Source organism: Stenotrophomonas sp. STEN033 (genome assembly GCF_056856655.1).
The window spans coordinates 40,797-62,850 of record NZ_JBXFWM010000022.1 but is presented as its reverse complement, the minus strand read 5'-3'; the positions used below and the strand labels follow the sequence as shown (position 1 = coordinate 62,850).

At 64.0% G+C, this 22,054-nt stretch carries 15 protein-coding genes and 1 riboswitch; of the genes, 8 read left to right on the top strand and 7 right to left on the bottom strand.

The features are described from left to right. Positions 1-147 precede the first annotated feature (147 nt). Positions 148-558, bottom strand: coding sequence for a hypothetical protein (locus AC1VXC_RS09930; RefSeq protein ID WP_481539469.1), 411 nt, complete (start codon positions 556-558; stop codon positions 148-150). 169 nt (positions 559-727) lie between these two features. Between AC1VXC_RS09930 and AC1VXC_RS09925 the strand changes: the two genes are divergently transcribed. Both AC1VXC_RS09925 and AC1VXC_RS09920 read left to right on the top strand, forming a co-directional pair. Continuing rightward, positions 728-1,459: an AraC family transcriptional regulator gene (locus AC1VXC_RS09925; RefSeq protein ID WP_313172960.1), complete on the top strand. Its 732-nt coding sequence runs from the start codon at positions 728-730 to the stop codon at positions 1,457-1,459. Between the two features lie 81 nt (positions 1,460-1,540). Continuing rightward, on the top strand, positions 1,541-4,204 hold the full coding sequence (locus tag AC1VXC_RS09920) for a M1 family metallopeptidase (protein WP_481539468.1): 2,664 nt from the start codon (positions 1,541-1,543) through the stop codon (positions 4,202-4,204). Between the two features lie 380 nt (positions 4,205-4,584). On the opposite strand, the gene gcvP is transcribed toward AC1VXC_RS09920, so the two are convergent. Continuing rightward, positions 4,585-7,449: an aminomethyl-transferring glycine dehydrogenase gene (gcvP, locus tag AC1VXC_RS09915; RefSeq protein ID WP_481539467.1), complete on the bottom strand. Its 2,865-nt coding sequence runs from the start codon at positions 7,447-7,449 to the stop codon at positions 4,585-4,587. A gap of 112 nt (positions 7,450-7,561) precedes the next feature. Next, positions 7,562-7,670: riboswitch (glycine riboswitch) on the bottom strand. 346 nt (positions 7,671-8,016) lie between these two features. Between gcvP and AC1VXC_RS09910 the strand changes: the two genes are divergently transcribed. The 6 genes from AC1VXC_RS09910 (at position 8,017) to AC1VXC_RS09885 (ending at position 15,323) form a co-directional block, all read left to right on the top strand. Continuing rightward, the gene (locus AC1VXC_RS09910; protein WP_481539466.1) at positions 8,017-9,237 is read left to right on the top strand and encodes a multidrug effflux MFS transporter; all 1,221 of its coding nucleotides are present in this window, start codon (positions 8,017-8,019) and stop codon (positions 9,235-9,237) included. Positions 9,238-9,316: 79 nt separating this feature from the next. Beyond that, on the top strand, positions 9,317-9,733 hold the full coding sequence (locus AC1VXC_RS09905) for a hypothetical protein (RefSeq protein WP_313172964.1): 417 nt from the start codon (positions 9,317-9,319) through the stop codon (positions 9,731-9,733). Positions 9,734-10,563: 830 nt separating this feature from the next. Further along, a complete protein-coding gene (locus AC1VXC_RS09900; RefSeq protein ID WP_481539465.1) occupies positions 10,564-11,244 on the top strand; it encodes a vWA domain-containing protein in 681 nt (226 codons plus the stop codon). A 2-nt stretch (positions 11,245-11,246) separates the two neighbouring features. After that, positions 11,247-12,002 (top strand): PP2C family serine/threonine-protein phosphatase, encoded by a 756-nt coding sequence (locus AC1VXC_RS09895; protein WP_313173004.1) that lies wholly within the window; start codon positions 11,247-11,249, stop codon positions 12,000-12,002. Positions 12,003-12,006: 4 nt separating this feature from the next. Next, positions 12,007-13,407, top strand: a complete 1,401-nt coding sequence (locus AC1VXC_RS09890; protein WP_481539464.1) for a hypothetical protein — start codon at positions 12,007-12,009, stop codon at positions 13,405-13,407. Then, positions 13,404-15,323 (top strand): energy transducer TonB family protein, encoded by a 1,920-nt coding sequence (locus AC1VXC_RS09885; RefSeq protein WP_481539463.1) that lies wholly within the window; start codon positions 13,404-13,406, stop codon positions 15,321-15,323. The genes AC1VXC_RS09890 and AC1VXC_RS09885 overlap by 4 nt, the downstream gene beginning before the upstream one ends. 121 nt (positions 15,324-15,444) lie before the next feature. Here AC1VXC_RS09885 and AC1VXC_RS09880 read toward each other — a convergent pair whose 3' ends face one another. The 5 genes from AC1VXC_RS09880 to AC1VXC_RS09860 all read right to left on the bottom strand — a co-directional run bounded on the left by AC1VXC_RS09880 (position 15,445) and on the right by AC1VXC_RS09860 (position 21,997). Beyond that, positions 15,445-15,837, bottom strand: coding sequence for a hypothetical protein (locus AC1VXC_RS09880; protein ID WP_313493621.1), 393 nt, complete (start codon positions 15,835-15,837; stop codon positions 15,445-15,447). Positions 15,838-15,894: 57 nt separating this feature from the next. Further along, complete coding sequence (locus AC1VXC_RS09875) at positions 15,895-17,121, bottom strand: hypothetical protein (RefSeq protein WP_481539462.1); 1,227 nt, start codon at positions 17,119-17,121, stop codon at positions 15,895-15,897. Positions 17,122-17,398: 277 nt separating this feature from the next. Then, the gene (locus AC1VXC_RS09870; RefSeq protein ID WP_481539461.1) at positions 17,399-19,414 is read right to left on the bottom strand and encodes a M2 family metallopeptidase; all 2,016 of its coding nucleotides are present in this window, start codon (positions 19,412-19,414) and stop codon (positions 17,399-17,401) included. Positions 19,415-19,571: 157 nt separating this feature from the next. Beyond that, on the bottom strand, positions 19,572-21,224 hold the full coding sequence (locus tag AC1VXC_RS09865) for a phosphoethanolamine transferase (RefSeq protein WP_481539505.1): 1,653 nt from the start codon (positions 21,222-21,224) through the stop codon (positions 19,572-19,574). Beyond that, positions 21,221-21,997, bottom strand: a complete 777-nt coding sequence (locus tag AC1VXC_RS09860) for a phosphatase PAP2 family protein (protein WP_481539504.1) — start codon at positions 21,995-21,997, stop codon at positions 21,221-21,223. Before AC1VXC_RS09860 ends, AC1VXC_RS09865 begins: the two co-directional genes overlap by 4 nt. Positions 21,998-22,054 lie beyond the last annotated feature (57 nt).

Below are 22,054 nucleotides of genomic sequence, written 5' to 3'. Positions count from 1 at the left end.
GAGCATGGCTCGGCACTACCCTCCGGTTTCGCGATGGTTGGCAGCTCGCCGGCTTCACTGTAGTGCCCACCCAAGGTAGGCAGCGACCCGGTGCGGGGAGGCCCCCGCCCAGCAAGGCACGGCACAACAAGGGCCTTGGCAGCCCCGTCAGGGCTGATCGAGCGGGATGCCGTTGAGCTGCCGTTCGACGATCTCCAGGATGGTCGCAATGCTGACGCCGAACGAGCCCGCGTTGCCGGCATCAAAGGCCTCGCGCCATTGGTCATAGCCCTGCAGGTACGCCGGATCCGGGTCGCGTCGGCCAATCAGCTGCAGTTGACTGCGCGCCAGGGTCTGCTCGGTCACCGGGGCATGCGCCAGCTGGGTCATGAGGCCCTCGGCCAGGCGGGGGTTCCGGATCTGCAGCGCGTTCAGGGTGACATGGTAGATATTGCCGCCGCCCAAGGGATGCTGGTCAATGCGGTTGATCAGCAGGGTGGGGCGCTCGCCGTCATGACGGCCCTGGCAGGCCCACAGCTGGCCAACTGCATATTGATTGGGGGGAATGACTTGGCTCATCGGGGCAGGATCCGGGTGCAGGTGTGCCCGATGATGCAGGCAATGCAAACCCGGGACTTTTCTTCATTTGGCGGAAGCGTTCTTGGCCAGGTACTTATGGCCAGCGCTGTAGCCCCCACGGCTGGCTAGAATGGCTGGGCACGCCCCCGCTGCCCGCCTGACTGATCCGATGCGTATTGATCCCGCCGAAATCGAAGCCCTGTTCGACGCCATTCCCAGCGTGCTGTTCTTCGCCAAGGACAGCGACGGGCGCTATACCCACGTCAACATGACCATGATGCAGCGGCTGGGCATGAAGTCGCGCAACGATGCGATCGGCAAGCGGGCCGACGAGCTGTACCCGGTGGGCATGAGCGAGGCCTATACCGAGCAGGACGCGCGGGTGCTGGCTGGCGAGGTCATAGAGAACGTGATGGAACTGCAGCTGTTCCCCAACCAGCAGCCGGGCTGGTGCCTGACCTGCAAGCGCCCCATTGTCGAGAACGGCAAGGTGGTCGGTTTGATCGGCATCTCGCGTGACCTCGGCCAGCGCGGTGGGCTGGAGTCGCAGTACGAGCCGCTGCGCTTGGCGCTGGATTACCTCAACACGCATTACGCCGAGAACGTGCGCATGCAGACGCTGCTGGATATCACCGGCTTCTCGCTGTCCAAACTGGAGCGCTCGTTCCGCAAGGTGTTCCAGATGACGCCGCAGCAGGTGTTGACCCGCCTGCGCATCCAGATCGCGTTGCACCTGCTGCATGGCGAGGACAGTGTGGCCAGCATCGGCCAGGCCTGCGGTTTCAGCGATCAAAGCGCGTTCACCCGCAAATTCAAGGCCGAGGTCGGCATGGCTCCACGTCAGTATCGGGCGATGATCGCCGAGCGGGCATTACAGGAAACAGCGCGCGCAGGGATATGACTTCCGGGAGTGTTGGGCGGCGGCGGTCGGGCAGATGATGGGATCTGCTGGGCATCCAGCCCATGTCCGTCAGGAGCTTCGATGCGCCGTTCCCTTGTTGTCGCGATCAGTCTTGCTCTTTGCTGTGCAGCCACGCCGGCCGTGTTTGCTGCCGAACCTGTTGCGGCAGGAGTGAGCCAGAGTGAAATCACCACGCAGCTGCCACGCACCGCACGGCCTGAGCACTACCGGGTGCAGATCACCCCGCATCCGGCGCAGATGCGTTTCGATGGCAAGGTGAGCATCGACCTGGAAGTGCTGCAGCCAACCTCAAGCATCGTGCTGCAGGCGGCGGGCATGCGCTTTGGCAAGAGCCATCTGCAGCCCGCTGGCGCCGGCAAGACGCTGCCGACCACGGTCAGTGTCGATGAGGCCAACCAGACCGCGAGCTTCACCGTTGCCGCCCCCTTGGTGCCCGGGCGCTACACACTGGCCATCGATTACAGCGGCACCATCAACACCCAGGCCAATGGTCTGTTCGCCCTGGACTACCCGGTGGCCGATGGCAGCAAGAAGCGTGCACTGTTCACCCAGTTCGAGAATTCCGATGCGCGGCGCTTCATTCCCTCCTGGGATGAGCCCGGCTTCAAGGCAACGTTCGACCTGAGCGTCAACGTGCCGGAAGCGGAAATGGCGGTCAGCAACATGCCGGTGGCCAGCAGCAGGACGCTGGGCAAGGGGCTCAAACAGGTGGTGTTCCAGACCACGCCGAAGATGTCGACCTACCTGCTGTTTTTCTCCAGCGGTGAATTCGAACGCGCAACGGTCAACGAAGGTGGCACCGAGATCGGCGTCATTGCCCAGACCGGCAAGGTCGAGCAGGCGCGCTTCGCGCTGGAAGGCAGCGCCGAGGTGCTGCGTGAGTACAACGATTACTTCGGAGTGAAGTACCCGCTGCCCAAGCTCGACAACATCGCAGCGCCGGGCGGCAGCCAGTTCTTCAGCGCGATGGAGAACTGGGGCGCGATCTTTACCTTCGAGTATGCGCTGCTGCTGGATCCGGCGGTCTCCAGTGTGTCGGACAAGAAGGCGGTGTTCTCGATTGCCGCCCACGAGATCGCGCACCAATGGTTCGGCAATCTGGTGACGATGGCCTGGTGGGATGACCTGTGGCTCAACGAAGGTTTCGCCTCGTGGATGGAAGGCCGCACCACCCGCAAGCTGCATCCGGAGTGGGATATCAACAATGTCGATGCCGCCCACACCAGCCGTGCCGCGATGGGCCGTGATGCCTATGTCACCACCCATCCGATCGTGCAGCATGTGGCCACGGTGGAGCAGGCCAGCCAGGCCTTCGACGGCATCACCTATGGCAAGGGCGCGGCGGTGATCTCGATGTTCGAGGATTACGTGGGTGCGGATGCATGGCGTGATGGTGTGCGTCGTTACATCGCAGCCCATGCCTACGGCAACGCAGTCACCGATGATCTCTGGGCCGAGATCGACAAGGCCGCACCGGGCAAGCGTTTCATGGAAGTGGCGCATGATTTCACCCTGCAACCGGGTGTGCCGCTGATCCGCGCCAGCAGCAGCTGCGTTGCCGGCAATACCCAGGTGAAGCTGAGCCAGGGCGAGTACACGATTGATCGCAAGGACAAACAGCCGCTGCATTGGCGCGTGCCGGTAAGCCTGCGCGTGGGCAACGGCGAGGTGGTGCACACCCTGGTCGACGGCGATACCAACGTGCAGCTGCCGGGCTGCAGTGGTCCGCTGCTGGTCAATGCCGGGCAGAAGGGCTACTACCGCACCTTGTATGCGCCGGCACAGTTCAAGGCACTGAGCGCAGGCTTCGACAAGCTGCCGGTGGTCGACCAGCTGGGGGTGATGATGGATACCAGCGCGCTGGCCGCAGCGGGCCTGCAGCCCGATGCGGATCTGCTGGATTTGATCGCGAAGATCAGCGCCGATGCGCCCATCGATCTCTGGGATATGGCCTCGGGCACACTGAGCGGCATCGACGGTATGTTCGACGGCGATACCGCGCGGCAGGCCGCTTTCCGCAGTTACGCACGTTCGCGTTTGTCGCCAGTGCTGCAGTCACTGGGTTGGGACGGCAAGGACAGCGACTCGGCGCAGACCAAGGAGTTGCGCAGTGGGTTGATCGATACCTTGGCGGATCTGGATGACGCGGAGGTGATAGCAGAAGCGCAGCGCCGTTTTGATTCCTTCCTGGCCAAACCGGATTCGCTGTCGCCGGACCTGCGCAGCAGTGTGCTGGGTGTGGTGGCGCACAATGCCGACGCGGCAAGCTGGGACAAGCTGCACACGCTGGCCAAGCAGGAAACCTCGGCAATGGTGCGTGACCAGTACTACGCGCTGCTGGCGGTGGCCAAGGACAAGGCGCTGGCGCAGCGCGCACTGGACATGGCCTTGACCGATGAGCCGGGTGCGACCAACAGCGCGGGCATGATTGGCGGTGTATCGCGCGAGCATGCGGATCTGGCGTTCGACTTTGCCGTTGCCCATCGCGAGAAGGTGGACACCCTGGTCGACAGCACTTCGCGTGCGCGTTACTACCCGGGCCTGGGCCGCAGCGCCGACAACCTGCAGATGGTGGACAAGATCAAGGCATTCGCCGAGGCGCATATCGCGCCGACCTCGCGGCGTGATGCGGAGACGGTGATTGCCGGTATCCAGACCAAGCTGCGGCTGCGCGCGGAGCGCAAGCCGCAGGTGGATGCGTGGTTGAAGCAGAAGGGGTATTGAAAGCTGCAGCTGTTTGCTTGAAGCCCCTCTCCCGTTTACGGGAGAGGGGTTGGGGTGAGGGGAAGCTTCTAGCTAAGCAAAGTCAAAATCCCCCTCATCCGCCCTTCGGGCACCTTCTCCCGTAAACGGGAGAAGGGAGAGCGGAAGCCAAAACCAAAGCCAAAACCAAAACCAAAGCAGAGGCCAAAGCAGAGGCCAAAGCAGAGGCCAAAGCAGAGGCCAAAGCAGAAGCCAAAGCAGAAGCCAAAGCAGAAGCCTTCCACACTTGCTGTTGGCACCGCTCCAGGAAAACCCGGCGCTCCAGCTCCCCAATCGACACAGAAAAAGCAGCCGGCTTTCGCCGGCTGTTTTCATTTACGCATCAGGCATTCAAGCCCCGATCACGCCTCGACATCTTCCTTGTACGCATCCACCGGGATGCAGGCGCACATGATGTTCTTGTCGCCGTAGACATTGTCCACGCGTGCCACCGGCGGCCAGTACTTCTGCAGCTTCAGCGACGGCAGCGGGAAGGCAGCAAGCTCGCGCGGATACGCATGGGTCCACTCGCTGGCCGACACTGCACCGGCAGTGTGTGGGGCGTGCTTGAGCGGGTTGTCCTCGCGGTCCAGCTTGCCATCTTCGATGGCCTGGATTTCCTCGCGGATCTGGATCATCGCGTCGATGAAACGGTCCAGCTCATGCTGCGATTCGCTCTCGGTCGGCTCCACCATCAGCGTGCCGGCAACCGGGAAGCTCAGGGTCGGGGCGTGGAAGCCGAAGTCGATCAGGCGCTTGGCCACGTCCTCGGCACCGATGCCGGAGGTCTTCTCCAGCGGACGCACGTCGAGGATGCACTCATGCGCCACCAGGCCGTTACGGCCGGTATACAGGGTGGCGTAGTGCGGGGCCAGGCGCTTGGCGATGTAGTTGGCGTTGAGCAGTGCAACCTGGGTTGCCTTGCGCAGGCCCGCGGTGCCCATCAGGGTGATGTACATCCAGCTGATCGGCAGGATCGAGGCGCTGCCGAAGCTGGCGGCGCTGACCATGCCGACCGGGCCGTTGTCGCCGAGCTTGCCCGGCAGGAACGGTGCCAGGTGTGACTTCACCGCACATGGGCCAACGCCCGGGCCGCCGCCGCCGTGCGGGATGCAGAAGGTCTTGTGCAGGTTCAGGTGCGACACGTCCGAGCCCCACTTGCCGGGCTTGGCCACGCCGACCAGGGCGTTCATGTTGGCACCGTCGGTGTACACCTGGCCGCCGTGCTTGTGGATGATCTCGCAGATCTCGACCACTTCTTCCTCGAACACGCCGTGCGTGGACGGGTAGGTCATCATGATCGCGGCCAGGCGGTCGCTGTACTTCTCGGCGTTGCGACGGATGTCTTCGACATCGACGTTGCCGTTGCTGTCGGTCTTGGTGACCACCACGGTCATGCCGCACATCTGTGCCGAGGCCGGGTTGGTGCCGTGCGCCGAGTCCGGGATCAGGCAGATGTCGCGATGGCCTTCGTTGCGCGAGCGGTGGTAGGCGCGGATCGCCAGCAGGCCGGCGTATTCGCCCTGCGCGCCGGAGTTTGGCTGCAGGCTCACTGCGTCATAGCCGGTGCACTCGACCAGCATCGCTTCCAGGCCGTCGATCAGTTCCTTGTAGCCCTGCGCCTGGTCGGCCGGTGCCAGCGGATGGATGTTGGCGAATTCCGGCCAGGTCACCGGGATCATCTCGGCGGTGGCGTTGAGCTTCATGGTGCAGCTGCCCAGCGGGATCATGGTGCGATCCATCGCCAGGTCCTTGTCGGCCAGCGAACGCAGGTAGCGCAGCATTTCGTGCTCGCTGTGGTGCGTGTTGAACACCGGGTGGGCGAGGAAGTCGCTGGTGCGCAGCAGGGCCTTCGGCAGCGCGTCGGCGGTGCTGGCATCCAGTGCGTCCACGTCGACGCTGGCGTCGAACAGCTGGCCCAGTGCGATGACGTCGGCGCGGGTGGCGGTTTCGTCCAGGCTGATGCCGACCGAACCGGCATCGATGATGCGCAGGTTGATGCCGGCAGCTTCGGACTTGGCCTTCAGCGCGGCTGAATCAACGCCGGTGATGTGCAGGGTGTCGAAGAAGTCGTTGCCGACCGCCACGCCCTTGCCACGCAGTGCGGCGGCGAGGATGGCAGCCAGGCGGTGGGTGCGGCGGGCGATGCGCTGCAGGCCTTCCGGGCCGTGATAGACGGCGTACATCGAGGCCATCACCGCCAGCAGCACCTGTGCGGTGCAGATGTTGGAAGTGGCCTTCTCGCGGCGGATATGCTGCTCGCGGGTCTGCAGGGTCAGGCGGTAAGCGGCTTTGCCTTCGGCATCGACCGAGACGCCGATCAGGCGACCCGGCATCGAGCGCTTGTAGGCATCACGGCAGGCCATGAAGGCGGCGTGCGGGCCGCCGAAACCGAACCGCACGCCGAAACGCTGGCTGTTGCCGATGGCGATGTCCGCGCCCCATTCGCCGGGAGCGGCGATCAGGGTCAGGGCCAGCAGGTCGGTGGCGACGGCCACCAGGCCCTGGCGGGCGTGCACGGCCTCGACCAGCGCCTTGTAGTCGCCGATGTTGCCCAGGCTGTCCGGGTACTGCAGCAGCACGCCGAAGGTATCAGCGCTCAGCGCCTCGGCCGGCTTGCCGATCAGCAGTTCGATGCCCATCGGCTCGGCACGGGTGCGCAGCAGTTCCAGCGTCTGCGGGTGCACGCTGTCCTGCACGAAGAAGACCTTGGACTTGGACTTGGCCGAACGCTTGGCCAGGGTCATCGCTTCGGCAGCAGCGGTGGCTTCGTCCAGCAGCGAGGCGTTGGCGATCTCCATGCCGGTCAGGTCGGCGACCATGGTCTGGAAGTTGATCAACGCTTCCATGCGGCCCTGCGAGATCTCCGCCTGGTACGGCGTGTACGCCGTGTACCACGCCGGGTTCTCGAGGATGTTGCGCAGGATCACGTTCGGCGTGTGGGTGCCGTAATAGCCCTGGCCGATGAAGCTGCGCAGGACCTTGTTCTTGTCGGCGATGGCGCGGATCTTGGCCAGCGCGTCGACTTCGGTCAGCGACTCGGGCAGCGCCAGCGGCGCCGGCGACTTGATCGAACCCGGCACGATGGCGTCGGTGAGCGATTCCAGCGAATCATGGCCAACGGTGCGCAGCATCTGCGCGATTTCAGCGTCGTTGGGGCCGATGTGGCGGTCGACGAACGCGGAGTGGTGTTCGAGTTCGCGCAGCGAAGAGGTGTTCTGGGTCATGGCTGACGTCCGGAGAAGGCATGCAGGGCAGGGGCGGTGAGCCAGGTCTGCCCGGTAGCCGTCCGGGTGCCGCGCACGCGCGCCACCACAGTCGGCAAGCCAAAGGCTTACCTCGCGCCCCTCTGTCCTTTTGCCTGAGAGTTTGGAAGCGACGCGACGAGGATCGTGCGCTTCGTGCACCTTCGGCGCCGGATTGAACCGGTCTCTCCAGAGTTTTGATGCAGGTGGTATCGGGCCTGAGCGATTACGGGCGTTTGCGCCTTCGGCAGCGGGTTCAACCGCTTCTCCCACCGTGTTCGTACAGCGCGCCGATTATAGCCCGGTATGGCCCGGTAAAGGTCCGGGGCAGACCCGCGCGGCGGCTTGGATTACCATCTACCTCCCGGTTCCGGGATCGCGCCTTGCGGGCGTTGGCCTGGCGACTCCAAAGTCGCTGGTCAATCCGGCTAAATGTCCGGACAATAAGTCTTCCGGTCGCGCGGCACAGCCTTGGGCCTTGGCCCTGTTCATTCTGAATTCCCACCCCGCACCGGACATTGCCGGTGCCGTTGCTGGTTGTTGAAACTGATGGAAGCAAGCAAGCAGGTCTCGCTGCGTCGGATTGCCATACTGGTCGGCGGACTCTCGATGTTCGGTCCGTTCGCGATCGACGCGGTATTCCCCGCATTTCCGCATATCGGCGCCGATCTGGGCGCCGACAAACTGGCCATGCAGCAGGTGATCAGTGTCTATCTGCTGGCCTATGCGCTGATGAGTCTGCTGCACGGTGCGCTGTCCGATGCGCTGGGACGCAAGCGGGTGATCCTGGGCGGGCTGGCGGTGTTCATCGCCGCCTCGGTCGGCTGTGCACTGGCCACCGACATGACCACCTTGCTGTTCTTCCGCGCGCTGCAGGGGTTGTCGGCCGGCGTGGGTTACATCATCGGCCGCGCCGTCATCCGTGATCTCTATGATGGCGATGATGCGCAGCGCCTGATGAGCCAGGTTTCGATGATCTTCTCCATCGCCCCGGCCATCGCCCCGATCATCGGCGGTTGGCTGCTGGGCTGGAGCAACTGGCAGGGGATCTTCTGGTTCCTGGTGGCGTTCTCCACGGCCTTGTTGCTGATCACCATGACCTGGTTGCCGGAAACCCATCCGCCGCATGCGCGGCTGTCCCTGCATCCGGCACGCCTGCTGCGCGATTACATCAGCATCGCCCGCAATCCACGCTTCCTGCGGTTGGCGGCGGCGGGCTCGTTTGGCTTTGGCGGCTTGTTCCTGTACATCGCCTCGGCACCGGCCTTCATCCTGGATCTGTTGCAGCTGAACGAGCGCCAGTTCGCCTGGCTGTTCATCCCCACCATTGGCGGTATGGCCCTGGGTGCCTATGCCTCGGGGCGTGCGGCCGGGCGCATGGACGGCGCGCGCGCGGTGCGCATCGGCTACGGCTGTATTGCCGTGGCGACGTTGTACAACATCGGCTACAACGCGCTGGCAACGCAGATGAGCGTGCCATGGGCGGTGCTGTCACTGCCATTGAGTTCGTTCGGGGTGGCGCTGATCTTCCCGATCCTCAGCCTGGCGATCCTGGACATGTACCCGCGCCAGCGCGGTACAGCCTCCTCCATGCAGGCCTTCAGCACCTTGCTGACCAATTCCATCATCGCTGGACTGTTGTCGCCGCTGCTCAGCCGTAGCGGGCTGTGGTTGGCGATCGGCGCAGGCCTGTTTGCCGTAGCCAGCGCAGCGGCCTGGAAATGGGAACGCAACAGCCTGCGCGCCCAGCGTGCGGCGGTCGAACCCTGAGTTCACCACCACGTCATCACCTCCATAAGCGACAATAGCGTCGCCGCCATCACCGGCGACCGTTCACGAGTACTCAACGATGTCGATCCAATCCAAGGGCCGCCGCGAGGCGAAGAAGAAGCTGGCCGAGCGCGAGCGCAACCAGGCCGAGGCCAACCCGCCGGCAAAGGCCAAGGTTGAACCACATGCCGAGCTGCGTGACCAGCACCGTGCGCTGTTGGCCGGCATCGTCCGCCGCGATGGTGAATGGGTGCTGGGCATGGACGGCAAGATTGCCGGCGAGACCACCAGTGCCGCACGCGTACTTGCGCTGATCATGCAGGCCGCCGAATGGCATGAGAACAACGACACCCCGGTACGGCTGATGTATTCGGATGCACTCAAGGACGCCGCGCACGCGGAAGCGGCCGAGCAGGGCATCGACTTCGATACCTACAAGCGCAATCTGGCTGGTGAGCTGGGTGTGACCGGCAAGGCGGCGGCAGGTACGCATTGAGGCTGCGCGCAAGCTTGAAGCCGACAAGGGCGCCGTTGGCGCCCTTGTCGTCTGCAAACGGCACAATCTGCGCTATCCATTGTGGGAGCGGCGTAGGTCGCGACACACGTACAGAGCCCCCACCGCAGCGGGGCTTGGCCGTTGCTGAAACTGTTGCCAAGGCTGGTTCGAGGTCCTGCTTTATTCCATCGGTGAAGCCCCTGCCGAGCACGGCTCGGTGCTTTGGATCATTCCATCGGTGAAGCCCCTGCCGGGCACGGCTCGGTGCTTTGGATCATTCCATCGGTGAAGCCCCTGCCGAGCACGGTTCGGTGCTTTGGATCATTCCATCGGTGAAGCCCCTGCCGAGCACGGCTCGGTGCTTTGGATCATTCCATCGGTGAAGCCCCTGCCGAGCACGGCTGGGCACTACGGGGAATACGCGCGGGCAAGCGGCTTGCACTGCGGAATTCGGCAGGGGGCAACGCCTTGGCTGCAGCGTCGTCGGATATCAAGGCTTCCCTGATCTGCCGCACCAGTGGGTGATCGCGATTGGGTTCTGCCTTTCCCTGGCAAGCGCGCAGTTCTCCCTGGTGGCGGCGGCATCCGCAGGCGACGGGCTGCCGGCAGGTGTGGAACTGCATGCCATCAGGACCAGCAGCATTGGCATTGCGCACGGCAGGCGGGTGAGAAGCGTCATCGATTCGCTTGTTCCTTGAGCGTGGGAGCCGTCTGGAGATTCCGCGGCAGCCGCAGGCCTGTGCGGGCTCGGTATTGGAGTGTAAAAAGTCGCAGGCGCCGTTGTGGCTATAATCCTGCCACGACGTCCCCTGAGCATGGAGGCACACCCGATGTCTGTTGCAGCTATTCCCGATGTCTCGCTGGTTGACAACAGCGAGCAGCGTACCCCCTTGATTCTGGTGCTGGACTGCTCCGGCAGCATGAGCGGGGCGCCCATTGCGCAGTTGAATGCCGGGCTGAAGCTGCTGGAGCAGGAGCTCAAAGGCGATGTGATCGCCGCCAAGCGCGTGCGTGTGCTGCTGATCGAGTACGGCGACATGGACCATGCGGCGATCACCGGTGACTGGTGCGATGCGATGGATTTCAGTGCGCCGGAGCTTTCCGCCAATGGCACCACGCCGACGGGTGCGGCGGTGGAACTGGCGCTGCAGGAAATCGAAGACGAAAAAGCCCGCTTCCGCCAGGCTGGCGTGGCCTATACACGGCCATGGCTGTTCCTGATGTCCGATGGCAATCCCACTGACGCCTGGGAGGCGGTGGCCGAACGTTGCCGCGATGCCGAACAGGCGAACAAGGTGGCGGTGTTTCCGATTGGGGTAGGCAACGCCGACATCGGCGTGCTCGGTCAGTTCAGCCGCAACGGCGAGCGCGGCGTGAAGCGGCTGCAGGGGCTGCAGTTCAAGGAACTTTTCATGTGGCTCAGTGCCAGCATGCGGGTGGTGTCCAACTCGACCCCCGGTGGCCAGGTACAGCTGCCGTCGACGGACAGCTGGTCGCACGTGTCGGTTTGAACATGCGCTGGCGGGTGATGGCCGCATCGGCCACGGGGCGCTCCCATCTTGATCGTGGGCAGCCCTGCCAGGATGCCTATGCATCCTCCTGTGTCGGCGGCGTACTGGTTGCTGCTGTCTGCGACGGCGCGGGCTCGGCCTCGCATAGTGATGCGGGGGCTGGGCTGGTGTCTTCGGCGGTGGTGGCCGCGGTAGCCGCGCACCGTCAGCTGGGCAGTCATCCTGCCGGGCTGGAAGTCGATGCGGTCAGGACGATCATCGAGGCGGCACTCGTCGCGGCGCGTGAGCAGCTGGCCGCCATGGCGGCGGCACGTCAGTTGACGCTCGCCGACCACGCCTGCACCTTGGTAGGTGTGGTGGCGGACGCGCGCGGTGGCTGGTTCTTCCATGTGGGTGATGGCGTCGCGGCCTGTGAGTTCGCGCCGCCGCAGCCGGCGGCGGTGTCGTTGCCAGCCAATGGCGAGTATGCCAACGAGACCTGGTTCGTCACCGGTGGCAACTGGCGCGAGCAGTTGCGTCTGACACGATTTGCCGGCAGCGTGCAGGCCATTGTGCTGATGTCCGATGGCGTGCAGCCGTTTGCGATGACGCGTGATGGCAGCGGTTTGTTCCAACCCTTCATCGCACCGGTGCTGCGCTACCTGGGCGGCGTGGATGCCACGCATGGCAGCCAGGCCTTGCAGGCGACGCTGGCCGATCCACGTACCGATCACATCACCGGCGACGACAAGACGTTGCTGGTGGCGTTGCCGGCCTAGGCGCATGGCTGCGCAAGCCGGCGACCTCATCTACGACGAGCAGCGTACGCCGCTGTCCCTGGGCCGGCTGCTGAAGAGCGGTGGAGCGGGCAGTGTGTTCCTGATCAAGGAACGCCCGCTGGAGGTTGCCAAGCTCTACCATTCCAACAAGGGCGGTCAGGTCTACGAACGCAAAGTGCGGGCGATGCTGGAGCTGCGCCCGGACCTGCCCGATGTCGAGGACAAGGGCGTGCGCCAGGTGCAGATTGCGTGGCCTACCGGCTTGCTGCGCGACAAGGCGGGCGGCTTCCTGGGCTTCACCATGCCGGTGCTGGATGTGGCAGCCACCAGCGACCTGGAACATGTGCTGCAGGAGCGGCAGGCGCGCGAAGAAGGGCTGCCCACCGCGTTGGGCCCGAAGATGACCCTGGCCGCCAATCTGGCGGTGATGCTGGCAGCGCTGCACGAACGCCAGCACTACGTGGTGGACCTGAAGCCGCTCAATGTGCGCTTCTATCGCAAGTCCCTGTTCATCGCGATGCTGGATTGCGATGGCTTCAGCATCCAGGGCAAGGGCGAACGTTTTCTTTCCGAACAGGTCACTACCGATTACCTGGCTGCCGAATTCCAACAGCGCGGCGTTGTCGCCGGCGAGGAAGAGGCACAGGACCGGTTTGCGCTGGCGGTGATGGTGTTCCAGCTGCTCAACTCGGGCCTGCACCCCTATAGCGGCCGGCCCAACGGGGCGACATTGCCCAGTGATCTGCCTGGGCGGATTGCGGCCCATCTCTATCCCTATGCACAGGGCAAGGGCGAGACGCGAATACTGCCTTCGCCGGTCAGTGGCCATGCGGCGTTCCCGGCCGAGCTGCGTGACATGTTCGATCGTGCGTTCGCCAGCCAGGCACGGCGGCGCCCGGCTGCGGCGGAATGGTCATCGTTGTTGCTGCGCTATGCACGTCGTAGCAACGGCTTGTTGGTGAAATGTGCGAAGGACGGCGCGCATCAACATTTCAGCGGCCTGCCGTGTGCAGGCTGTGCGCGTGCCGAGTTGCTGGCAAGCAGCGCGCGTGCCGCGCAGTCGCGGGCAAGGCAGACGACTGCCACCGGCACGAAAGCTGCGCGTGTACCACGCCGTACCCGCGCCGCCACACCCAATGTGGCGGCGGCCCTGACCGCGGCAACGCCGGCACCGGCGACGCAGCCGATTGGGCTGGGTATGCGGGTGTTTTTTGCGGTCGTTGGGCCGGTGCTGTTGGGCTGGGCAACCACCTGGGGAATGGCGGCCTATCGTGACTACCTGTCGGACAAGGATCCAGGCTGGTGGTTGACGCTGGGGCTGGGCTTCCAGAGTGGCCTGCTGTTGGCGGCGGTGCTGCTGTTCATCGTGTGCGTGCCCGTGCTGATTCTGAGCAAACGTCCATGAAAGTTGCCATCGGCATATTCGTCGCGCTGCTGATGCTGCTGTTGGTGACGGTGTTTGCTGGCTGGGTGGGCGTTTACATCTATGGCGGCGTCGAGTGGATTGGGCATCTGTTCGCCACGGGCATATTGCCGGATGGTAGGGCTGCGTTCCGTGCTGGCGTGCTGGTGGGTAGCCTGGTTTCGGTAGGTTCGCTGCTGCGTGTGGCGATCAAGGACAAGTCCCATGCGTATGCCGGCGCGGCGTTGATTGTGGGGCTTGGGTTTGCCTTCATGCTGTTTGCCACCCGCTTGTCTCCCTACGTCATGGTTGCGGAGGACGCGACGCAGAGCGTGGATGTGGCAACCGCTTCACCTGCAGCCAGGCGCAGCGAGATGCCCGAATGGTATTCGCGCAGCAGCTACGAGCGCGACGCGGCTGGAAAGGTGCATGCATTGGCCAGGGCTGCTGCACGCCAAGATCAGTTGGGGGTAGATGCGGGACTGGAAGAGCTGCAGCGATGGGCGCGCAGCGGAGTGCGTATTGGCGGCGACCGCGAGGCGTTCAACGCCGCGCGGGACAGGTTCAATGCCACCTTCGACATACCGGAGGGCCGTGAAAAAAAAGGAAAGCTCAGCCGGGAGCGGCATGCAGCGCTGAGGGCGATGTGGCAGGCGGTACCCGAGGTGGATATCGCCGGACGGCGGGTGCTCGTGCAGGAGATGACAGTGCTTGCGTTTGCGTTGCGGCTGAAGGCCGAGCGTGGCACCGCTCAGGATGCAACGGCGGACGACGACGGGGTGCTGGATGAAAAACTCATCGAGCTGATTCGGCTGCAGGAGGCCATCCTCGGCTATGCACCGAGGTCTGCCGAGTTCTGGTCCAGTTATGCGGCTACCATCGTGGATGCCGACGAAGAGGTGGCGTTGGGAGCGTTGCTGATTGCCGATCAACTGCGGCGTTCGGCCGCATCCGGTCGCTCTGCGATGCGCATGTCGATCAGCGATGAGATGCTGTTTCAATCGGATATGCGGATAGGCACCAGCCTGTTGCCACGGGCCTCGGTCGCGCGTCTGAGCGTTCTTGAAGCGCGTGCTGCGGCAATCAACGGTACGACCGCGCCGGTAGATGGCGATACCCCGACTGAAGCGGGAGAGACGGCATCTGCAGAGCAGGCGCTGCCCGCACCGCAGTTCGTGCACACCGGCAAGGGCTTGTTGCCTTCGCCGCGACCAACGCCTCCCGGGGGGCTGCCTGCGCACGCTACGGAGGCGTTGGTGCGGGTTGACCTGCCGTCCGCCGGGTTTGAACAGCAGCAGCGGCCGGTCGTGCTGCCGCCATCGGGTTTAAGCAGTGGTGGCAGCGTGCTGGTGGCGGTTGATGTACTGGCCGATGGCAGCATCAGCTCGGTCCTGATCGAGCGCAGCAGCGGCGACCCGGCATTGGATGACGCGGTGCGGTGGTCGGCGCGGCGCTGGAAAGCGCTGACGCCTATCGCCGCGAAGGGCGAGCGGCGGCGGGTGCAGTTGCGCTTCGAATCGCCGGTGCCGGTCGAGGAGATCCCTGGCTGGCCGCCACCGCCCATGGTGCCGGGCAGGGAGCCGGTGGCGGCAGCGGACACGGTGCCGACACCACGCCCGGTTTCGCCGTTCGCCGTGCAGCACTTGCAGGAGCTGTTGGCACGCCAGGCGCGTTTCAATCCGGCGCGCTATCCCGCCGCCGCCTGGAAGGAAAAAGCGGGTGGCAGGGTGGTGTTGGCAATCCGGCTGGCAGGTTCCGGCGAGGTTCGCGGTGTCAGCATCGCCCAGAGCAGCGGCAATGCACTGCTGGATAGTGCCGCCCGCGAAGCTGCCTTGGGCTGGCGTGTCTCCCCTGGGGAAGCGGCAGCCGATGTGGATGAAGTGACGCTGCATCTGCCGGTGGTATTCAGGGCGGAGTAGGGCCGTTGATCAAGATTCGCTCGGTTCCCCGCTACAGCGCACCGTGTGGCCAAGGCCCGGCGAAATCGAAGAAGTGTGGTGTTGTGCTGCAAGAACGGCCGGGAGCCGTGCTTGCGGACCGTTACAGTCCGTGGCGTTCGAAGAGCGCGCGGTAGATGTTCGGCTCTTGCCCGTTGGCTGAGAACATGGGGTGTCGAGGATCGCGCTGCCACACTTCCAGCATGTTTGCGATTCTCAGTAGCTCGGCAATGAACGCCTGCTGCCGTGATGCCTTGGTGCTCTTAGTCGTTGCAGCATGTTCGGCAATGCTCGTGCATTCTTCGTAGAAATCACGGGAAATATTGTCCCGTCGTATGCCAAGCTTTGACAGTTCGTCCGCGAGAATCCTGGGGCCGGACCATTCGATGGGATTGCGGGAAGTCGGGAGGCAGATAGTGATCGCCGCCACAATGAAAGCCATTACAAGGATGAGAAGCGGTATCAATTCTTGGCTCCAGTTGCGTGCATGTTCCAAGCCGTTTCAATGCATCAAGAGAGGACAGGGCGAGATGGCTGCTGTCCGCAGTCCTGCTCAATAGTCACGCGCTGCATCGAACCATTGCTGTGCAAGATCATCGTTCACGCCCAGGCGCAGGGCATGCTCGGAACGGCCGAGCTGCCAGATCGCCTCGCCGAGGTCGTCGCGTTCGGAGGTTTCGATGCCCTTGAGCGTATTGAAGTGTATGGTGAAACGGGTAAGGGCAGCTTCCCCTTCGGCGAGAGTTTGTGCAGCTTTCAATGCCGCCAAAGCTGCATCGAACGCTTCATTGGCCTGCTTCGCCAAGCGCTTTGGCCACGCCGAAAAGGGGCGGCCGAATTCGCTTTCCCACCAACTGGCTTCGCGAAGCTGCGAGACCGACGCATGTCCGGTCCACGGGCGCTGTTGGGCGCGTGCCTTCAGTTGCTGACGCAGGCGCTTGCCTGCAGCTTCTTCGACATTGAAGGCAATCAAACCATCCAGCGCGGGCCAGCAGCTCAGTGCTGGCAGGCCTGCCAATGACGGCATGTAGCGCAGCTGCAGGCTCTGTAGCTGCGGCTGTGCTGCAAGCGCTTCAAGATCGACGAAATTGCCATACAGGCTCAGCGACTTCAGATGCATGAAGCGCGACAGGCATTTCAGCGAGATCGGGCGTGCCATCGGCGTGTTGACCAGCATCAGGTCGTGGACGTCATGCAGTTCGCCCATGTCCGGCAGTTCGAAAACAGTGGCTTGCCTGCGTGAACCCGTATCCGGGGCAAGCGACAGGGAGCGGGGCAGTTGCCCCAGGGTCGAGAAGCGACTGATATCGCCGGAGACACTGAGGTGGAGATTTGCCGCGATTTCCTGCCCTGGCAGGAGCAGCTGCAGGCTGGCTTCAGCGTGGTCCAGTTGAATCGCCAAGGTGCGGATGTTGGATTGGGCAGCATCGACTACGGTGTCCGTATCGAGTACAGGCACCCAGGTCAGCTGCTCGATGGGACGCTGGCGGGCCCATTCGAAGATGCTCTGATCCGCGCCTGTGTAATGGATCACCCGTGGCCAGGGTGACCCAGCGGGCGTGGCGAACGGATTGAAGACTGCCCAGTTGATCCGGAGATCAGGGGCAACCTGAAGATCGGATTTGCCTGCAGCTGCGGCAGGTGCAATCACCAGGCTGCCTACGCCAAGCGTACGCACCAAGGTGTGGCTGCCTGCGCCGGTGAGGTCCAGCGGATAGCTGCCTGGCCCGGTGAGTGTGGCATCAACGCGGTTGTCTGTTGCGGTGTCTCTGCTGCCCATGTTCATCCTTGGCGTGGCCGCCGCTCATCCATGTGGTTCTGGCGTTGCTGCGTGTGCTGGTGCCGGCGCAACAAGACCTGCGGGGAATTGTATTTCTGTTTCCCGATGTGCGTGGATAACCATGCCATGCCAATGTGTCAAGGCGCGCATGCTGGACTGTGGCGTCCTTTGCGTTCGCGCGCGGCTCTGGTCGTTGCTGCTGTTTTGTATGTCTGCAGGGCCGACAGACAAAGGGCGCCATCATGGCGCCCTTTGCTTGCATGACCCGCGGGTCTGCTTACGGTGCCGAAGGCTGTGCCGGTGCAGCGGCAGGTGCAGCCGCGGGTGCCGCTGCCTGCCAGCCACACATCTGGCCTTCGTTCTGCTGCTTCAGCCATTCCTGCAGCGGTGCGAAGTATTCCAGCATCGGGCCGGCGTCGAGCTTCTCGGTGCCGGTCAGTTCCTTCAACGTGGCCTGCCACGGCTGGCTGGAGCCCTTGCTCAGCATGGCCCAGAACTTCTGCCCGGCTTCCTTGTTGCCGTAGAAGCTGCACTCGTTGAGCGGGCCGGTGTAGCCGGACGCGTCGCACAGGCCCTTGTAGAACTGGTACTGCAGGATGCGCGCCAGGAAGTAACGCAGGTACGGGGTGTTGCCCGGCACGTGGTACTTGGCACCGGCGTCGAAGAACTCCTCGCCGCGTGCGCTGGCCGGGGCCACGCCTTGGTACTGCGCCTTCAGTTCCCACCACTTCTGGTTGTACTGGTCCGGCTTGATCGAGCCGTCGAACACGCCCCAGCGCCAGCGGTCGATCATCAGCCCGAACGGCAGGAACGACACGCCCGACATCGCCATGCGCATCTGCGCATTGATGGTGGCTTCGCGGCTTTCCTGCTGCGCGCCGACCAGGCCGATCGAGTTGAGGTACTTGGGCGTCATCGCCAGCACGATGGTGTCGCCGATGGCTTCGTGGAAGCCGTCGTTGGCACCGCCCTGGAACAACGGCGGCAGCGGGTTGTAGGCCAGGTCGTAATAGATGTGGCCCAGCTCGTGATAGATGGTGGTGAAGTTTTCTTCGTTCGGGGTGATGCACATCTTGGTGCGCACGTCCGGGCCAACATCCTTGCCGTCGCCGCCCATGTTCATGTCCCAGGCGCTGGCGTGGCAGACCACGTTGCGGTCCAGCGGCTTGATGAACTGGGTGTTCTGCCAGTAGCTCTCCGGCAGCTTGGGCATGCCCAGCGAGACGTAGAAGTCCTGCGCGCGCTCGGTCATCTGCCGGGCGGTGACCAGCTCGGCCTCACGCTGTGCCTTGAAGCGGCTCGCCGGGTCGGCACCACCGGCCTTGGCCAGTGCAGCGCTCAGGTTGGTCTGGTACTGCTTTTCCAGCGCGGCGGTGATGTCCAGGCTGCCCGCGTTCGGGTACGGCGCGGTCATGTCCCACAGGTTGCTCCAGTCCTGCTGCCACATGTTGCCGGTCAGGTGCGCGGCAATCATGCCGCCGCCGACTTCGGCCTTGTCCTTGCCGTATTCCTTGTCCAGCTTGGCGCGGGTATAGCAATGCACCTGCTCGTACAGCGGCTTGACCTGCTCCCACAGGCGGTCGGTTTCCGGGCCAACCTGGTCGGCCGGCATGTCGTAGCCGCTGCGCCACATCTGGCCGGCATCGGTATAGCCCAGTTCGCGGGCGCCTTCGTTGACCAGTTCGACGAAGCGCTGGTAGTTGGCGCGCGACGGCACGGCGGTGGACTGCCAGCCCTGCCAGGCGTCGAGTTGCTTGTCGTAGTCACGCGAGGTGGCCAGCACCTTCTCAAGGTCGCCCAGCTGGCGGCAGTTCTTGTTGTCGCCTTCGCCCACGCAGTAGGTGCCGGCGCCGTAATCGCCTTCCAGCTTGGTGGCGATGCCGGCCAGTTCGGCCAGCTTCTGCGGGTCGCGCGGGGCGGGCATCGAGGTCATCAGCTTGAGCAGGCTGATGGCGCGCTTGGTGTCGGCGCTCATCGGCTGGCCGTCGTACTTGTTGGCCTGCTCGATCCAGCCATTGAGCACGGTCAGCCAGCGTTCGTTGGCCTTGGCCGCCACGCGTGCGGAATCGTCATTGATATAGGTGGACGACAGCCACTGCGCCGAGGTCATCTCCGGGTACATGGCCTTGTACTCGGCATTGACGCGAGCGATGAACTGGTCGGCGCTTTCGGCCGGTGCGGCCTGGGTGGTGGCCGGCTTGGCGGTGTCGGTGGCGGCGTCCTTTTTACAGGCAGCCAGCGAGAGCACGGCCACGCCGACGGCGGCGGCCAGGACCAAATGACGATTCTTCACAGCAAACCCCGGTTTGTAAGTACCGGCGAAGGCTAGTGGGGCGGCGGCCGGGCCGCAAGTGGGGAAAGGGAGGCACCCCGGTAGTGCCGAGCCATGCTCGGCAGGAGCGTTACCGGTTGAGCCTTCTGCCGAGCATGGCTCGGCACTACATACGGCCTTAAGTGCAGGGGGCGAACAGGTCGCGGGATCGGTCATACACCGACGTCTGCACCTGCATCAGCCCAAGCACCGAGGGGAACAGGTTGTCCTGGTCGGTGCGCTGCGCAGCGCGGTGACGCACGCAGCTCATGTCCAGGCCACGATCCGCCGTGAACCCGGGCGAGAACCACATCACCATCGGTACCCGGGTCTGTTCCTCCGGTGCGATCGCATACGGTACGCCATGCAGATACAGACCCTTCTCACCCAGCGATTCGCCGTGGTCGGACAGGTAGATCATTGCCGTGTCGTAGTCGTCCATGCCGCGCAGGGTGGCAATGGTGCGGGTCAGGAAATGATCGGTGTAACGGATCGCATTGTCGTAGCTGTTGACGATGTCCTCGCGACTGCACTTGCCCAGGTCCGCTGTGTCACAGGTGGGGGCGAACTGGCGGAACTGCGCCGGATAGCGTTGGAAGTAGCTCGGGCCGTGATTGCCCAACTGGTGCAGGACGAGTACGCGATCGCCGGGCTTGGCACGGACCTGCGTGGCGAGGTTTTCCAGAAGAATCTCATCCATGCAGCGGCCGTCGGCGCACAGGCCCGGTGTGGTCGCACCGTCCAGGCGCTGGATGTCCAGACCCTCGCAGACGCCCTTGCAGCCGGACTGATTGTCGCGCCACAGCGTGGCGATGCCAGCGTGCTCCAGCACGTGCAGCAGGGATTGGTGGGCACGGATCTTCTTCTCGTCGTAATCGTGGCGGCCAAACGGCGAGAACATGCACGGCAGTGAAACTTCGGTGCTGGTGCCACAGGAGTGCATGTCCGGGAAGTTGATCACGCCGGTCTGCGCCAGCTCCGGGGTGGTCTGGCGGGCGTAGCCGTTCAAGCCCCAGTTCTGTGCGCGCACGGTTTCGCCGACCACCAGCACCAGCAGGCGTGGCTTGCTGCCCGCAGCGCGAGGAAGGGCCTTGGCGTCGGTGCCCAGCGGCAGCTTGGGCTGCTTCTGCATCGGGCTGGCACTGGCGAGGTTCTGCTTCAGCGCGATCAGATAATTGACCGGCGTGGCCAGGTAACGCACCTCGCGGTGGTTGCGCATCAATGCGGAGATGTTCTGGAATGACAGCATCGTTCCGGCACCGCCTGCCACGATGACGCCAAGCAGGAAGGCAATACGCCACAGCAATGTGCGCGACCAGCTGCGCTTGCGCAGCCGCACGCGCCACAGCAACAAGGTCGGCAGCAGGCCGTAGCCGAGCAGCGGCAGCAGCAATGCCGGCGTCATCAGCTCGCGTGATTCCTTGTGGTCGGTGGCCAGTACATTGCGCAGCATGTCCGCGTCCAGATAGACGTTGTAGCTGTTCATGTAATGGGTGGCGAAGGCGGTGGTGATGAACAACACCGTCAGCACCACTTTGGCATTCCAGCGCCAGACCAGCAGGCCGAAGAGGATTGCGTGCACGCTTACCAGCAACGCAAACAGCGACACCGCGAACAGGATGCTGCTCGGGTTGGTGGCGATCGCGCTGCGCCAGAACAGGGTGTTGCAGACCAGGGCGAAAAACACACTGGCCAACAGGATCAGGGCCTCGGTGCTGATCTCGGGGCGCCAGTTGCGCAGGCGCGACCAGGAGAGCTGCAGTCTGGCAGGGCGGGGGACAGCGACGCTCATGCGTTCTCTCCAAGGGTGCCAGGTACGGCGGGCGACAGGAATGTGGTTGATGCAGATGCCGGGAACAGCCACAGATAGAGGGCAGTGGCGACCAGCCAACTGATCGTCAGGGACCAAAGGTCATGCGAGGCAAAGTGGGCGCCACGCAATTGCTGGGCCAGGCCGAACACCATGCCGACCAGCAGGGCAACGCCCAGTGCCGGCCAACGCCATTGCGGGCGTACCTGCAACATGAAGAAGAACAGCGCCACCCAGGCATAACCCGAGCCGGCATGGCCGGCCGGGAAGCAGGCGGCGTGGCCCAGTGCCACCGGACGCTGTTCGAACAGGCCGATGAAGGGGCGCAGGCCGCCATAGCGTTCCAGGTCCCAGGGGCAGTCCATGTGGGTCCAGGACTTGAGCAGCGCGATGATGCTGGTGGATAGCGCCACCGAGGACAGCAGGTAGGCCAGCGGCCGTCGCAGCGGCCGCCAGCGCAGGTCGACGCAGCTGCGGATCAACGCCAGTATGACCAGCAGCGCGACGAACCAGGTCAGGTTGCGGCCGCCCTTGTGGATCAGGTGGCTGGTCCACCATGCGTTCTTGTAGAGCCATTCGCCGCCCTGCCAACGGAACAGCTGGTCAGCAAGCCATTGATCGCCATTGCCGGCCATCAGCAGCAGGCTGCCGAGGGCGGCGAACAGCAGCGGCAACAACACCGTACGTGCGACAAAGCTCAGGCGGCCGCGCTCGGTAGCCGGTTGCAGGGCGGTGGTCGTGGGCGGTTGCAACATGGAGCAGGGGCACCATCAGGCTGGGTGCGGCCATGCTGTGCCGGCTTGTGTCGGAGA